The 14,063-nt window shown below is 68.1% G+C and carries 13 protein-coding genes; all 13 read left to right on the top strand.

Annotated features, from left to right (window positions below):
* Positions 1-43 precede the first annotated feature (43 nt).
* The 13 genes from ACLII4_RS08180 (at position 44) to ACLII4_RS08240 (ending at position 14,037) form a co-directional block, all read left to right on the top strand.
* Positions 44-1,135, top strand: a complete 1,092-nt coding sequence (locus ACLII4_RS08180; RefSeq protein WP_412070412.1) for a glycosyltransferase — start codon at positions 44-46, stop codon at positions 1,133-1,135.
* A complete protein-coding gene (locus ACLII4_RS08185) occupies positions 1,126-2,394 on the top strand; it encodes a glycosyltransferase (protein WP_412070413.1) in 1,269 nt (422 codons plus the stop codon). Before ACLII4_RS08180 ends, ACLII4_RS08185 begins: the two co-directional genes overlap by 10 nt.
* Positions 2,391-2,996: a hypothetical protein gene (locus ACLII4_RS08190; protein ID WP_412070414.1), complete on the top strand. Its 606-nt coding sequence runs from the start codon at positions 2,391-2,393 to the stop codon at positions 2,994-2,996. Before ACLII4_RS08185 ends, ACLII4_RS08190 begins: the two co-directional genes overlap by 4 nt.
* Positions 2,993-4,063, top strand: coding sequence for an EpsG family protein (locus tag ACLII4_RS08195; protein ID WP_412070415.1), 1,071 nt, complete (start codon positions 2,993-2,995; stop codon positions 4,061-4,063). Before ACLII4_RS08190 ends, ACLII4_RS08195 begins: the two co-directional genes overlap by 4 nt.
* A complete protein-coding gene (locus ACLII4_RS08200) occupies positions 4,060-4,992 on the top strand; it encodes a glycosyltransferase family 2 protein (RefSeq protein WP_412070416.1) in 933 nt (310 codons plus the stop codon). The genes ACLII4_RS08195 and ACLII4_RS08200 overlap by 4 nt, the downstream gene beginning before the upstream one ends.
* Positions 4,976-6,166: a glycosyltransferase gene (locus ACLII4_RS08205; RefSeq protein ID WP_412070417.1), complete on the top strand. Its 1,191-nt coding sequence runs from the start codon at positions 4,976-4,978 to the stop codon at positions 6,164-6,166. The genes ACLII4_RS08200 and ACLII4_RS08205 overlap by 17 nt, the downstream gene beginning before the upstream one ends.
* Entirely contained in the window at positions 6,159-6,845 is a 687-nt protein-coding gene (locus ACLII4_RS08210) for a sugar transferase (RefSeq protein ID WP_412070418.1), read from the top strand. Before ACLII4_RS08205 ends, ACLII4_RS08210 begins: the two co-directional genes overlap by 8 nt.
* Positions 6,838-7,497 carry an acetyltransferase gene (locus tag ACLII4_RS08215; protein ID WP_412070419.1) on the top strand — a complete coding sequence of 220 codons (660 nt, stop codon included), beginning with the start codon at positions 6,838-6,840 and terminating at the stop codon, positions 7,495-7,497. The genes ACLII4_RS08210 and ACLII4_RS08215 overlap by 8 nt, the downstream gene beginning before the upstream one ends.
* Positions 7,498-7,517: 20 nt before the next feature.
* The gene (locus ACLII4_RS08220; protein ID WP_412070420.1) at positions 7,518-8,642 is read left to right on the top strand and encodes a DegT/DnrJ/EryC1/StrS family aminotransferase; all 1,125 of its coding nucleotides are present in this window, start codon (positions 7,518-7,520) and stop codon (positions 8,640-8,642) included.
* 201 nt (positions 8,643-8,843) lie between these two features.
* Entirely contained in the window at positions 8,844-10,781 is a 1,938-nt protein-coding gene (locus tag ACLII4_RS08225; protein WP_412070421.1) for a polysaccharide biosynthesis protein, read from the top strand.
* A 317-nt stretch (positions 10,782-11,098) separates the two neighbouring features.
* Positions 11,099-12,196, top strand: a complete 1,098-nt coding sequence (locus tag ACLII4_RS08230) for a DUF1080 domain-containing protein (protein ID WP_412070422.1) — start codon at positions 11,099-11,101, stop codon at positions 12,194-12,196.
* Positions 12,197-12,328: 132 nt separating this feature from the next.
* A complete protein-coding gene (locus tag ACLII4_RS08235) occupies positions 12,329-13,699 on the top strand; it encodes a metallophosphoesterase family protein (RefSeq protein ID WP_412070423.1) in 1,371 nt (456 codons plus the stop codon).
* Positions 13,696-14,037 carry a hypothetical protein gene (locus ACLII4_RS08240; protein WP_412070424.1) on the top strand — a complete coding sequence of 114 codons (342 nt, stop codon included), beginning with the start codon at positions 13,696-13,698 and terminating at the stop codon, positions 14,035-14,037. The genes ACLII4_RS08235 and ACLII4_RS08240 overlap by 4 nt, the downstream gene beginning before the upstream one ends.
* The last annotated feature ends 26 nt before the right edge of the window (positions 14,038-14,063 follow it).

The raw sequence follows: 14,063 nt of genomic DNA on the forward strand, positions 1-14,063 counted from the left end.
TGCAGCGTGAGTCGAGGAGTCGCAGGTCAATAAATGTAGATAAATGCGAATAGCTTACATCACCAATGGGATAACTGGCGGCGGCGGCCTCGAGCGTGTTCTTTCCGTCAAGGCGTCATCTCTCGCTGATGACTATGGCTGCGACGTGCTGATACTTTCGCTCAACGAAGATGTAGATGATAGGTTTTTCACATTTTCTAGCAAGATCGGTTTTGAGTCGGTAGTGGTCGCGTCTGGTGATCCTGTTGGCTATTTGGCCTCCTATCGTAGTCAATTGCAGGGGGTCATTGAAAGATTTGGCCCAGATGTTATCTGTGTTTGCGATGATGCTATTAAGGCGTTCCTGTTGCCGTACTTGATCCGGACAGACGCAGCCTGGGTGTATGAGCGTCACTGTGCTAAGAGCATCGTGATCGGGTCGAAGAGCGGGGCTGGCAACCTGTTCGCACGCGCTCAGCTTAGGCTGATGAATGTGCTCGGTCGGCGATTCGATGTCTTTGTCGTGCTTTCGGAAGGGAATGCGGGGGAGTGGCCGTTTCCGACACGAACCATCGGGAATCCGCTCTCGTTCTTCCCTTCCCAGGTCGCGCCGCTTGATCACAAGCGAGTGATCGCCGTCGGGCGCCAGGCATACGCGAAGGGATACGATCTCTTGCTTCCGGCGTGGGCTGACGTCAGTCGGCACCACCCAGACTGGACGCTCGACATTTACGGGAAGCAGGACCCTGACCTACGCCTAAGCGCGCTTGCGGACGATCTTAGAATCTCCGACAGTGTCGGCTTTCATGACCCGGTTGAGGACATTGAGGCAGAGTTTCTACAGGCATCGATCTGTGTGCTGAGCTCTCGGTTCGAGGGATTCGGCATGGTCCTCATCGAAGCCATGGCGTGTGGCGTGCCATGCGTGACGTTCGACTGCCCACATGGGCCCGCGGACATCATCGATCACGACGAAACAGGAGTCGTGGTCCCACTGGCAGACACCCATGGCCTAGCCTCCGCCTTGAGTGTGTTGATCCAGGACTCGCCTAAGCGTCAGCGCATGGGCAAGCGGGCGCGAGAAAAATCGCAGGACTACTCGCCCCGGGAGATTGTCAAAGAGTGGTATCAGTTGTTCGAGAGTCTATGTCCGTAGATAAGAAAATACTTCTTATTATGCCATACGGGGGCGTGGGGGGCATCGAGCGCTTAGTGAAAACGTTCTACACGGAATATGTGAGCCGCGGATACGTGGTAAGTGTAGTCAAGATTATAAAGCGTGTTGATGACGTGGTCAGTTTTGGTGATGACGAAATATACCTTAGTGAAATAGATCTTTACGAGATGAATATAATTAAAAGAACGTTGTTTTATATAAAATCTCCTTTTCGTATTCGGAGATATATAAATAATTTAAAAATAACGCATTCGATTGCCTTTGGAGATGTTGCCAATTTATTTTCCTGTTTGACATTCACTCGCGAATTCAAGGTTGCCAGTATACATTCTCTTAAGAGTTCAGAGTTTGAGCAGGACACTCTGCTCAATCGGGTTTCAAGATTTGCGTATCGACACTTGTATGGGGCGTTTGGCCGAGTTGTTTGTATAAGCAAGGGAATACATGATGATGTGGTTGATAATTGCGGATACAAATTTACTGAAAACTTGTCTATTATTTATAATCCTCACGATATTGACTTGATCACGGAACGAGCTGACGAGGCCGTATCCGAAGAGGAGGAGGTCGCGTTCGAGCGGCCAGCAGTCGCCTTTGTCGGGCGCCTTTCAGATGAGAAGGCCCCATGGCGCTTGGTCCGGGCCTTCGCTCATGTCGTCCGCAGCGGAGTGGACTGCAACCTGGTGTTCATTGGGGACGGATCGCCAGCGGTCCTCGATAGGCTGCAGGCGCTGGCTCTCACGAAGGGGATCTCAGATCGTGTGTTCTTCCTCGGCCGGAAGGAGAACCCGTACAAGCTCCTCGCGAGGAGTAGCGCGCTCGCCCTGACCTCTAGATTTGAAGGCACGCCCAACGTCATCGTCGAGGCGATTGCACTGGGCGTTCCTGTCGTGTCCTCCTACTGTACTCAGGGGATCGCAGAACTGATGAGCGTTGCTGGTCTGAGCAGCCAGACCGTGGATTCAGTTATTGAGGTTGAGGGCGGGCTTATCACACCCCATTACACGGAACGCCTTGATGCTGAGCAGCATCCGCTGGACGAGACATTTGCCGTTGCGCTCCGGCAGGTCCTCGGGGACCCTCGGCATCGGGAACGAGTGAAACGCGCCCGGATGGTTCTGCTGGCGAAGTTCGATGCCACCACGTCGACTGACCGATACATCGACTCGGGAGCGTCCGTCATCCCGTCTCCCGCGGAGACGCGGCGTACCACGTCCCGGGGGATTCGAACGTTGTGATCGTTCCCAATGCCATCGACAACGAAGCGCTCGCGGCCCCGTCAACGCAAGCGGATCCGGGTACCCAAGGGGACGGCTCGCGCCGGACCGTGGTGCTACAGGGTCTGCGATTGCAGCCGGATAAAGGTCTCGGGCTCTCCGACATCACGGCCGAGCTCCGAGACGCAGGGACGGACTTTGACCTCTTTTTGGGGGACGGCGAGCCTCGCGGCGAGATCGGCCTCGAAATCACTGCCCGGGAATTAGAGGCCCATGCGACCGCGCTCGGCTTGCGCGACGACATCGCCGCGCTCATGGCCCAAGCGGACGTCTTGCTTCCCCTATCAATCCACGAAGACCTTCTGGTGGTGCTGTCCGAGTTGCAGGTGGCGGGTCTGACCGCCGCCCTGTCGGATGCCATCTCACCCGAGATTGACCTCGGGCTCGGGCTGATCAGCGTCGTCGCCCTCGACGCGCTCGCCTCCCACTGGGCCAATCGCATCGTCCGGGCTGCCTCCGGGCCGGTGCCTACCCCGGATGCCCGCCACGGGGTGCTGAGCAACCGAGGAGACTCCGCCCGATCCGGCGCGCGGCGTCCTGAATCGATGAATGCGAGCGCATGACCCCCTACCTCCTCGTCCTGTTTGCCGTCTCGCTCCTGGCCGCCGCCGGCCGCGCGTCTCGGTCATTGGCCACCCGCCGGCTGAGCCTGTGGCTGGTCGCTGTCATCCTGGCCGCATTCGCCGGGCTCCGCGAACGGAGCGTCGGGCTCGACACGGGCAACTACGTCTATGAGTTCTCTGTCGCGACCTCGTCGGCGCACATCGTCAGGTCAACTGAGGTCGGCTTCAACCTGCTGGTGTTCGCAGCGCGGTCGATCTCGGACTCGTACGCCGCGATACTGCTACTCATCGCCATGATCGTGGTCGGCTGTTACATGTGGACGATCACCCGGCTGGCGGTCCGCGTCGACTGGGCGATCTACCTGCTGGTGACGCTGGGCGTGTACACCTTCTTTTTCAACGGGGCCCGACAGGGGCTCGCGGCAGCCATCTGCTTTGCCGCCCTGCCCGCCCTCATCCATCGGAAGGCGATCCTTTACGTGGTGATGGTGGCGATCGCGGCCACGTTCCACCACTCTGCCGTGGTGGCCTTACCGATGTACGTGCTCGCGTCTCGACGTTTTACGCTCAATCGCCTGCTGCTCCTTGGCGCGGCAGGCATAGCGGCCATCGCCCTGCTTCAGCCGATCATCCAGCTAGCGGGCGACTTCATCAGCGACCGCTACTACGTGTACGCCCAGCCCGGCGAGGGGGGGGGGGGAGAGGTGTTCCTGGCCTACCTCGTCGTGCAGGGCGCTGCGCTGCTGGTATTTCGGGAGCGCGTCCAAGCGAGGTATGCCGAGGTCTATCTGCTGCTGCTCAACCTCTACCTCGTGGGACTGATCCCCGCGCTGGCGTCCGTGTTCTCCGGCGTCAACCCCTCGGGCCTGTTCCGGCTCCACATGTACTTCAGCCCGGTCGCCATCCTGATGTGGCCGATGCTCTTCGCTTCCGCCGAAACCGCCCGCAACAAGGTGGCCGTGAACTACCTCGCGACCGCCCTCACGTTGGTCTTCTTCGTGCTCACCACGATGGCCTTCAGCGACTTGGTTCCGTACCGCGTCAACCCGGACCTGTTCCAGTGGTGACCCTTCTCGCCTCGGCAACACCCGGCGCCCTGCCCCCGGTCTCGATCGGCCTCCCGTTCTACAACGCAGAAGCCTTTCTGGCAGGCGCTATCCAGTCCGTCTTCGCCCAGACTCACACGGACTGGGAGCTAATCCTGGTCGACGACGGGTCCACGGACCGGTCGCTGGAGATCGCCCGGTCCGTGGATGACCCGAGGGTCCGTGTCTACTCTGACGGCACGAACCGGCGGCTCGGCGCGCGGCTGAACCAGATCGCCGGGCTCGCGCGCTACGAGCTCGTCGCCCGGATGGACGCGGACGACCTGATGGCCCGCAATCGAATCGAGACGCAGCTTCGAGCCCTCGCCGCCGACCCGACGGCCGACTTGGTGTCTACCGGCGTTTGCTCCATCCGAGACGATGGGACCCCCGTGGGGATCCGGTGTGTCCCGGACGGCTACCGCCTGAGTCCGGCCAGTGTCCTGGCCGGGCAGGGCGGGATCGTCCACGCGTCGGTGGTCGCGCGCCGGGCGTGGGTTCGGAGGAACGCCTACGACGAGACGCTGCCGATCGCCGAGGACGCGAACTTGTGGGTGCGCGCCCTCGCGAAGGACGACCTCCGCGTCCGGTTCGTGTCCGAGCCGCTGTACTACTACCGCGAGGACGGCAATGTGACGATCGAGAAGCAACTCGCGAACCACCGCGTCATCCGGGGCACGATCGCCCACGCCGCCAGCGGGTTCGGGTGGCGAGACCGCGCGCTGGCGTACCTGTCGAGCCTAGCCCGGAGCGGGGCGGCCCGGGCCCTTGCGGCTACAGGTCAGTTGGACCTGCTGAGGTCCCGCCGAAACGTGGCCGCCCTCACCGACGCGGAGGCCGCCCAGCACGCGAACGAGATCGCCCAGATCCTGGAGACGAATGTCCCCTCCTCCGGTGGATCCCTTGTCTGATCACACCCCGGACCGCCCCCGCGTCTGCTTCGTGGTCGCCTCCGAGACGACCGCCAAGGCGTTCCTCCTCGGCCACCTACGCGCCCTCTCGGAACGCTACGACTTGACCCTCGTCGCGAACACTGACGACACGGCGCTGCTCGCGAAGGCAGGGATCCGTGGGACCGTGGTGCCCGTGCGCATCGAGCGGCCGATCGACCTACGGAGCGACCTCGCGGCGCTCCTTCGCTTGCGCGCCCTGTTCCGCCACGAGGCGTTCGACGCCGTCCACTCCGTGACCCCCAAGGCGGGGCTGCTGGCGATGACGGCAGCGGCGCTGGCGGGCGTCCCAGTGCGGACGCACACGTTCACGGGGCAGGTCTGGGCGACGCGCGCGGGGCCGATGCGGACGCTTCTCAAGGCCATCGACCGGCTTACGGCTCGGTCGGCCACGCACGTCCTGGCCGACAGCCGCTCCCAGCTCGACTTTCTGGTCGCTGAGGGCGTCGTCGCTCGCGACAACGGAGACGTGCTCGCGAACGGGTCGATCGCCGGCGTCGACACGGCGCGCTTCGCGCCGGACCCCGAGACGCGAGCCCGGATCCGCGCCGAGCACGGCATCGGGCCTGACGACGTGGCCTTCCTCTTTCTAGGGCGCCTCTCGCGCGACAAGGGCGTGGCCGACCTCGCGCGAGCGTTCGTCGGCGCGGCGGCCTCGCGTCCCAACATTCAGGTACTGGTCGTCGGTCCCGACGAGGACGGGCTGCGAGCCGAGATCGAAGATGTCACGGGCCCGGTCCGCGAGCGCGTCCGGTTTGTCGGGTTCACGCCCGCTCCCGAGACGTTCATGGCCGCTGTCGACGTGTTCTGCCTCCCGAGCTACCGCGAGGGGTTCGGCAGTGTCGTCATCGAGGCGGCGGCGGTCGGCATCCCCGCCATCGCGTCCCGGATCTACGGCGTGGTCGATGCCGTCGAGGAGGGCGTGAGCGGGCTCCTCCACGAGCCGCGCGACATCGCGGGCTTGCGCGCCCACATCGAGGCCTTGGCCGATGACCCGGACGAGCGCCGGCGCCTCGGGCGGCAGGCCCGCGAGCGGGCGCTCGATCTCTTCGGATCCGAGCGCGTGGTCGCGGCGCTCGTCGGCTACTATGGCGAGCGGTTGCCCACCGCCGAGCCCCCCACCCGAGATGCCTGACCCGCCCGCTCGCGGCCCATCGGGGCTGGCCGACACGCCGACCCTCTACGCCCGCACCGGGAAGCCGGTGCTGGACCGCACGGCGGCCGTGCTCGGGCTCACCGTGCTGAGCCCCGTCCTGCTCGCGCTCGCCGTCGCGGTCCGCGTCAAGCTGGGGGCGCCCATGCTCTTCCGCCAGCAACGCCCCGGCCTCGGTGGCATCCCGTTCGAGATGGTCAAGTTCCGAACGATGACCGACGACCGAGCCCCCGACGGCACCCTCTTGCCCGACACCGATCGCCTCCCCGCCTTCGGCCGCTTTCTACGGGCGACGAGCTTGGACGAGCTGCCCGAGCTGTGGAACGTGGCGCGCGGCGAGATGAGCCTGGTCGGCCCCCGGCCGCTGCTCATGCGCTACCTCGACCGCTACACACCCGAGCAAGCCCGTCGCCACGACGTGCGCCCGGGCATCACCGGGTGGGCCCAAGTCAACGGGCGCAATGCCCTGTCGTGGGACGAGAAGTTCGCCCTCGACACGTGGTACGTCGATCACGCCTCACTCGCGCTCGACCTCAAGATCCTGGCGCTCACCCTCAGAAAGGTGATCGTGCGCGAGGGCATCGCCGCCGACGGACAGGCGACGATGGCGGAGTTCGAAGGCACGCCGGACACCCACTCGCCCCCCTCACTCCATGCGTGACCTCGTCATCGTCGGCACGGGCGGCTTCGCCCGCGAAGTGCTCCAAGTGGCCCTCGACCTCAACGACGTCGATCCGCAGTGGCGGATCGCGGGCTTTCTCGACGACCGGCCGGAGCTCCGCGGCGCCATGGTCCACGACCTGCCCGTGCTCGGCGGCGTCGACTGGCTCGCGGGTCGGGACTCGGTCTCTGCCGTCGTCGCGATCGGCGCCACCGCCGTCCGCCGGGCCGTCGTCCATCGCATTCGCGACGTCTCAGACGCCCCGTTCGCGACGCTCGTCCACCCCCGCGCGTGGGTTGGACGGAACGTTTCCATAGGCGAGGGATCGGTCCTCTGCGCCGGGACGATGGTCACGACCGACATCGAGATCGGCCGCCACGTCATCCTCAACCTGGGTTGTACGGTGGGGCACGACGCCGTCTTGCACGACTTCGTGACCGGCGCTCCCAGCGTCAACGTGTCCGGAAACGTCGATGTGGGAGAGGGGTGCGACCTCGGGACCGGCGGGGTCGTGATCCAGGGGAAGCGCATCGGAGAATGGACCGTCGTGGGGGCGGGGGCCGTGGTCGTGAAGGACCTCCCGGCAAACGTGACAGCCGTGGGTGCCCCGGCCCGGCCCATCAAAGAGCGCCCGGCCGGCTGGCACCTTTAACCCTCAAGTCTGTTTCCTGAATGCCTCGTCTCTTCCTTTCTCCGCCCCACATCGGCACCGACGAGCTGGCGTTCGTCACCGAGGCGTTCGCGACCAACTGGGTGGCCCCCGTCGGCCCCCACGTCGACGCCTTCGAGGCGGAGTTCGCGGCCTACGTCGGGGCCGAGCACGCCGTCGCCCTGTCGTCCGGGACGGCCGCGCTCCACCTTGCCCTGCGGGACCTCGGGATCGGGCCCGGCGACGAGGTCGCCGTCTCCGACCTGACGTTCTGCGCCAGCGTCAACCCGATCCTGTACGAGGGCGCCACGCCGGTCTTCGTGGACAGCGAGCCGCACTCGTGGAATCTCGACCCGTCGCTCGTCGAGGACCTGTTTCGGGATCGCGCCGCCAGCGGACGGCAGATCAAGGCGCTCGTCGCCGTCCACCTCTACGGCCAGACCGCCGACCTCGACGTGCTCGCGGAGCTGTGCGAGCGGTACGGCGTGACGTTGATCGAGGACGCCGCCGAGGCGCTCGGCGCGAGCTACCGCGGGCGGTCGCCGGGCATCGACGGCCGGGCGGGCATCTTCTCGTTCAACGGCAACAAGATTATCACGACGTCGGGCGGCGGGATGCTGGTGACCGACCGGGCCGAGACCGCCGCGCACGTCAAGAAGATGGCGACCCAGGCGCGCGACGCCGCGCCGCACTACGAGCACTCGGAGATCGGCTTTAACTACCGCCTGAGCAACCTGCTGGCGGGCGTCGGCCGGGGCCAGCTCCGCGTGCTCGACGACCGGGTGGCCGCGCGCCGCGCCGTCTTCGCTGCGTATCGCGACGCGCTCGGCGACCTCCCCGGCGTCGCCTTCATGCCCGAGGCGGACTGGGGGGTGCACACGCGCTGGCTCACCTGCCTCACCATCGAGCCCGCCGTCGCGGCGGGCACCCGGGAGGAGGTCCGACGGGCGCTCGAGGCCGACGACATCGAGGCGCGGCCGGTGTGGAAGCCGATGCACGCCCAGCCGGTCTACGCCGGGTACCCGGCCGTCGGCGGCGCCGTGGCAGATCGCCTCTTCGCAGACGGGCTGTGCCTCCCGTCGGGATCCGCCATGTCGGCCGAGGATGTGGACCGCGTGGTGGCCGGTGTACGGGCGGTGCTAGGGTGATGCCCTAGATGTGTGTGTGGGCACGTGCACACAGGCCTAGACGGGAGTCTTTTCGCCCATAGGCCTTCATCTCATCGGGATTCCACCGATAGCAGAGGGGCACCTGGCCACCGTCCCGGTACCTTGGAGGGCCGTTTGGTCCCACCACACCAGACGGGAGGCTGCACATCTATGGAATCCCTCCCGCCTCGATCCTCTCGCATGACCGGCTTGATCGCGAACACGAACGTGAATGCGTGGTCGAAATATGCGATCGATGTAGCCGTCTGGGTGGCCGCTGCGCCGCTCGCGTTTCTGCTCCGGCTGGAGGGCGACGTGGCCGGGTTCGTCCCGGCGCTGGTTGCCTACGCGGCCGTGGGTGCAGTGCTGAAGGCCACCGCCGTCTCCGCGTTCGGGCTCTACCGCCGCCCGTGGCGGTGGGTGGGAGTGAGCGACCTGCACGGCATTTTGCTGAAGGTCGGGTCGGTGGGGGCGCTGCTGGGGGTTTCGGCCGCGCTGCTCGACGGAACCGTGGTCCCCCGGAGTGTCCCCATCATCGAGGCGGGGCTGGCCGTGCTGATGCTGAGCGCCGTCCGGCTCTCTCGCCGCCGGAGCCACGAGCGGACCCGGCGGCCCGACGAGTCCGACACGCGCCGTGCGCTCATCGTGGGGGCCGGCGACGCGGGCGTCTTGCTCGTCCGAGAGCTGCTCCGCCAGCCCGACTCCGGCCTCACCCCGGTCGGCTTCCTCGACGACGACACGTCGAAGGCCCGACAGCTCCACCTTGGCCTGCCCGTGCTCGGGGCCCTGGCCGATCTCGGCCCTGTCGTCGCCGAGTACGACATCGATGAGGTGCTGCTGGCCCTGCCGACGGCGCCGGGCGCGGTCATTCGTCGGATCGTCGAGGCCGCTCGCGCCGCCGGCGTCCCAAGCCGCGCAGTGCCCCGCTTGGGTGACATCGCCGCGGGCAAGGTGCGCATCAGCCAGATGCGTGACGTCGATCTCGAAGACTTGCTGGGCCGCGATCCGGTCCGCCTCGACGCCGGCCCCATCCGCGACTACGTCGCCGGACGGTGCGTGCTCGTGACCGGGGCCGGCGGGTCCATCGGGTCCGAGATCGTACGCCAGATCGCGCCGTTCGGCCCCGCGTCGGTGGTCCTGCTCGGACGCGGCGAGAACAGCATCTACCAGATCAACCGCGAGCTTGCTCGCGAGTGGCCCGAGCTCGCGCGCCACGCCGTCGTGTGCGACGTCCGCGACCGGGCGTCGCTGGCGGCCGTCTTCGAGCGGTTCTCGCCCGACGTGGTGTTTCACGCCGCGGCCCACAAGCACGTGCCGCTGATGGAAGACAACCCCGCGCAGGCCGTGCTCAACAACGTACTCGGGACGCGGAACGTGGCCCAACTCGCGGCTGCGTTTGGCGTCGACCGTTTGGTCAACATCTCCACGGACAAGGCCGTCAACCCGACGAACGTGATGGGCGCCTCCAAGCGCGCCGCCGAGATGGTGGTCGCGGAGGCTGGCGCCGACGCGGACTGCGCGATGGTATCGGTCCGGTTCGGGAACGTGCTTGGCAGCCGCGGCAGCGTCGTGCCGCTGTTCCGCGAGCAGATAGGGCGGGGCGGGCCGCTGACCGTTACGCACCCCGAGATGGTCCGCTACTTCATGACGATCCCCGAGGCCGCCCAACTCGTCCTTCAGGCAGGGGCGTCGGCCGAGAACGGCCGCGTCTACGTCCTCGACATGGGCGAGCCCGTTCGGATCGCCGACCTCGCCCGCGACTTGGTCCTGCTCTCCGGGCTGGAGCCGGGCGTTGACATCGAGATCAAGTTTTCCGGCACGCGCCCGGGTGAGAAGCTCTACGAGGAGCTGCTGATGGCCGAGGAGGGCACGGAGCCCGGCCCGCACGAGAAGATCCTCATGGCCCGGGGGCTCATGGCCCCTGGCGACCTCGGTCCGCTCATCGACGACCTGGAAGCGCAGGCCATCTCCGGCGACGGCGAGGCAATCCGTGCGGCCTTCGCCCGGCTCGTCCCGACCTACCGGCCCGAGAACGCAGCGGTCGTGGGAAGCGGGAGGGTCCACGGCGACGGCGCCAGCACCCCGGCCCCGACGATGCACTGGATTGCCCGGCCGAAAAGGGAGCATGTGACGGCGTAGGAGGCAGAACAGGGAGGCGGCGAGTGCGGGGGACCCCGGACGTGCGCCTATGGACCGTGGGGCGCCCCGTGACACGTCCCCCGTGGAGCCCCCCGCCGAGACGCCCCTGTCTGCCCGGCCGACGGCGACCGGCACGCGACACAGCGGCGGATGGTGGCGGGGTAGAAGGGGCGTGAGTCGTGGGGCAACAGGCGGACCGAGTCGGGACGGGGTCGGGACTGGCGGGGCGCCGCGCGCCCTCGGGGGAGCTTTCAGCGCTCGACCATGTCCTGTGTGTCCTGCCCGCGTATCCTCCGCGCGCACCCGCCGCCCGCGCCTTGACCGTCCGCCTCGCCGCCGCCGTCGTCCTCGCCGCCCTCGGCGCCTGCGCCTCCGTGCCACCGGCCGCCCCACCAGCCGCACCGCATGCCCCCGCGCCCCCCGGCTGGCGGCAGCACGAGATCACCCGGCCCGCGCCGCCGCGCGTCGAGCCGACCGCCCAGGCCCTCCCGATCGCCGCGCCGTCGGACGCCGTTGTGCTGATCGGACCGGACGGGACGGGGATCGAGAACTGGATGAGCGGAGAGGGCGATCCTGCCCGTTGGCAGGTTGAGAACGGAGCGCTCGTGGCCGTGCCGGGCGCCGGGCCCATCCGCACCCGCGCCGCGTTCGGGGACGCCCAGATCCACATCGAGTGGATGCCCGCCGCTGAGCCCGAGAAGTCGAGCCAGGACCGGAGCAACTCCGGCCTCTTCCTGGTCGACGGTCGCTACGAGGTCCAGATCCTGGACAACTGGGAGAACCCGACCTACGCCGACGGCCGTGCGGGCAGCATCTACGGCCAGTTCCCCCCCCTCGCGGACGCCACGCGCCCGCCGACCGAGTGGCAGAGCTACGACGTGGCCTTCCGGATGCCTCGCTTCGACGACGCAGGCCACGTGCTCACGCCTGCTCGGCTGACCGTCTTCCACAATGGCGTGCTCGTGCAGAACAACGAACTGCTGCCAGGCACGACGATCTGGTTGGAGTCGCTGCCCTACGTCGCGCACGGGCCGGGCCGGATCGAGCTTCAGGACCACGGGAGCCCGGTCCGTTTCCGCAACCTGTGGGTCCGTCCGACCCCGGAGCGCGAGGCGCCGCCCGCCGGCTACGCGGCGCTCGCGGCCGTCGACTTGAGCGATGCCGAGCGCGACCGGCTGGTCGGGAGCTACGCCCGAGAGGGGGGGGGCACCTTCGTGATCGAGCGGCTCGGCGACGGGCTCGGGCTGTCGATGCCGTGGCGCGCCGGCGTGCTCCCCATCGTGCCGTTGTCGCCGACGCGCCTCCAACTCCGCAACACCGACGGCGTGTTCGACGTGGCGTTCGGCCCCGACGGCGCGGCCTCTGGCCTGACCTTCACGATGGGCGGGGCGACGTACCGGGCGGCGCCGGAATAACGACGAGTTCCGGCTGCCCGATGGGCGCGGGTCTCACTGGGGACCCCGTACGTCATCCGAGATTCCGCCCCCGGTGGCCGGGGCTTTGTCCCGTGGTCGCCGACTGCTAGATTCCCGCGTCCCCCCAACGCTATGTCTGGTCCTCGCGCCCGCCTCCTCGTCAGCGGCGACCTCCACCTCGGGCGGTACCCGTCGCGCGTGCCGCCGGGCGACCCCGCGCTCGGCGTCGAGGCCGTCGTCCGGGCCCTCGTCGACCAAGCCATCGAGCGGCGCGTCGACGCCGTCGTGCTGACGGGCGACGTGGCGGACGAGAGCAACAAGTTTTTTGAGGCGTTCGGCGTGCTGGAGCGGACGCTGCACCGGCTGGCGGACGCGGGCGTGCCCGTCTTCGCCGTCGCCGGCAACCACGACCACGACGTGCTCGGCGCCGTCGCCGACGCGGTCGGGAAGGGCGTCCGCGTGCTGGGCCGGGGGCAGACGTGGGAGACGGCGGACCTCGAGGTCGACGGCCGCGTCGCGCTCCGGTTTTGCGGGTGGTCGTTCGCGGGCGCGCACGTCTCGGCGCTCCCGCTCGACGGGTTCCCGCCCGCGGGCGACGTGCCGCTCGTCGGCATCGCACACACCCAACTCGACGACGCCACGAGCCCCTACGCACCCGTGGCGTTGGCGGATCTGTGGGCGACCGGCGCCTCGGCATGGCTGCTCGGGCACGTCCACGGGCCAACGGCGCACGAGCGCGACGGGCGGCTCGTGCTGTACCCCGGCTCGCCCCAGCCGCTCGACCCTGGCGAGCCCGGCGCGCACGGCGCGTACCTCGTCGAGATCGCTGAGGACGGGACGGCGACCGCCGAGGTGCTCCCCCTCGCGACCGTCCGCTACGACGGGCTCGCGGTCGACGTGGGTGGGGCCGAGCGCCCGGCCGACCTACGCGAGCGTGTCGCGGCCGTCTTGCGCCAGCACGCGGAGTCGGTGCGCGAGCAGGCCCCCGAGGTCCGCCGCGCCGTCGTCCGCCTGACGCTGACGGGCCGGACGGCCGCGTACCGCTCGGTCGAGGCCGTCGCCGCCGAGCTGCTCGACGCAGGCGAGACGGCGGCCTCCGGGCTCGTCGTCGCCGTCGACCGCGTGGTGGATCGCGCGCGGCCGGCCCTCGATCTCGTGCGGCTGGCGGCCGGGAGCGGGCCCGTCGCCACGCTGGCGGGTCTCGCGCGGCGGCTCGAAGAGGGCACGCCGTCGGAGTCCGATCTCGCGCTCATTCGGCAGTCGGTCGAGGCGTTGCAGCAGGCGCGGCGCGCGCGCGTGTTCGACCCGTTGGCGCGCGACGGCCGCGTGAGCGGGCCGCTCGAAACGGAGGCCGTCGCCCGGCTCCAGCGCCAGACGTACCGCCTGCTCGACGAGGCGCTCGCGCAGCGGCCCGACGGCGCGGTGGAGACGGAGCGGCCCGCCGCCGACGCCAGCGGGGACGGCGTCGCGTCGGGTGCCCCCCCTGCCGCTCCGGCCTCATGATCGCCCGCGCGCTCCGGTCTGCCCGGCAGGCCCCGCTCCCCGCGCAGGCGTGCTACGCGCTCGCCGCGCTTGCGGCCGGTGGGCTTCTCGTGATGGGTGCGGTAGTCGCTGTGGCGGTGAGCCCGCTCGAAGGACTCGGCGTTCTCATCGCGTCGCCTCCGGCCCTCGCCGCCGCCGCCGCGTTGTGGGCGCTGGGTCGGATCTGCCAGGACGTGGCGGCGCTCGTCGCACGGCGCTCGGCAGACGCCAGCGGCAATCCCGAGGTGGCGGAAGCCCCTCACCCTGGCTACGCCGACCTACCGGTTGTCCCTCTCCCAGGGGGAGAGGGGACGCGTTAGGGAGGCCGTGCCTCGCTGCCTGACCC

This window comes from Rubrivirga aquatilis (assembly GCF_046845665.1).
Classification (GTDB): domain Bacteria; phylum Bacteroidota; class Rhodothermia; order Rhodothermales; family Rubricoccaceae; genus Rubrivirga.

Coding starts and splice junctions, on each gene's coding strand:
- ACLII4_RS08220 (WP_412070420.1), top strand. CDS start 7,518: ATGCCTCGTCTCTTCCTTTCTCCGCCCCACATCGGCACCGACGAGCTG.
- ACLII4_RS08195 (WP_412070415.1), top strand. CDS start 2,993: ATGACCCCCTACCTCCTCGTCCTGTTTGCCGTCTCGCTCCTGGCCGCC.
- ACLII4_RS08215 (WP_412070419.1), top strand. CDS start 6,838: ATGCGTGACCTCGTCATCGTCGGCACGGGCGGCTTCGCCCGCGAAGTG.
- ACLII4_RS08185 (WP_412070413.1), top strand. CDS start 1,126: ATGTCCGTAGATAAGAAAATACTTCTTATTATGCCATACGGGGGCGTG.
- ACLII4_RS08210 (WP_412070418.1), top strand. CDS start 6,159: ATGCCTGACCCGCCCGCTCGCGGCCCATCGGGGCTGGCCGACACGCCG.
- ACLII4_RS08240 (WP_412070424.1), top strand. CDS start 13,696: ATGATCGCCCGCGCGCTCCGGTCTGCCCGGCAGGCCCCGCTCCCCGCG.
- ACLII4_RS08180 (WP_412070412.1), top strand. CDS start 44: ATGCGAATAGCTTACATCACCAATGGGATAACTGGCGGCGGCGGCCTC.
- ACLII4_RS08235 (WP_412070423.1), top strand. CDS start 12,329: ATGTCTGGTCCTCGCGCCCGCCTCCTCGTCAGCGGCGACCTCCACCTC.
- ACLII4_RS08225 (WP_412070421.1), top strand. CDS start 8,844: ATGACCGGCTTGATCGCGAACACGAACGTGAATGCGTGGTCGAAATAT.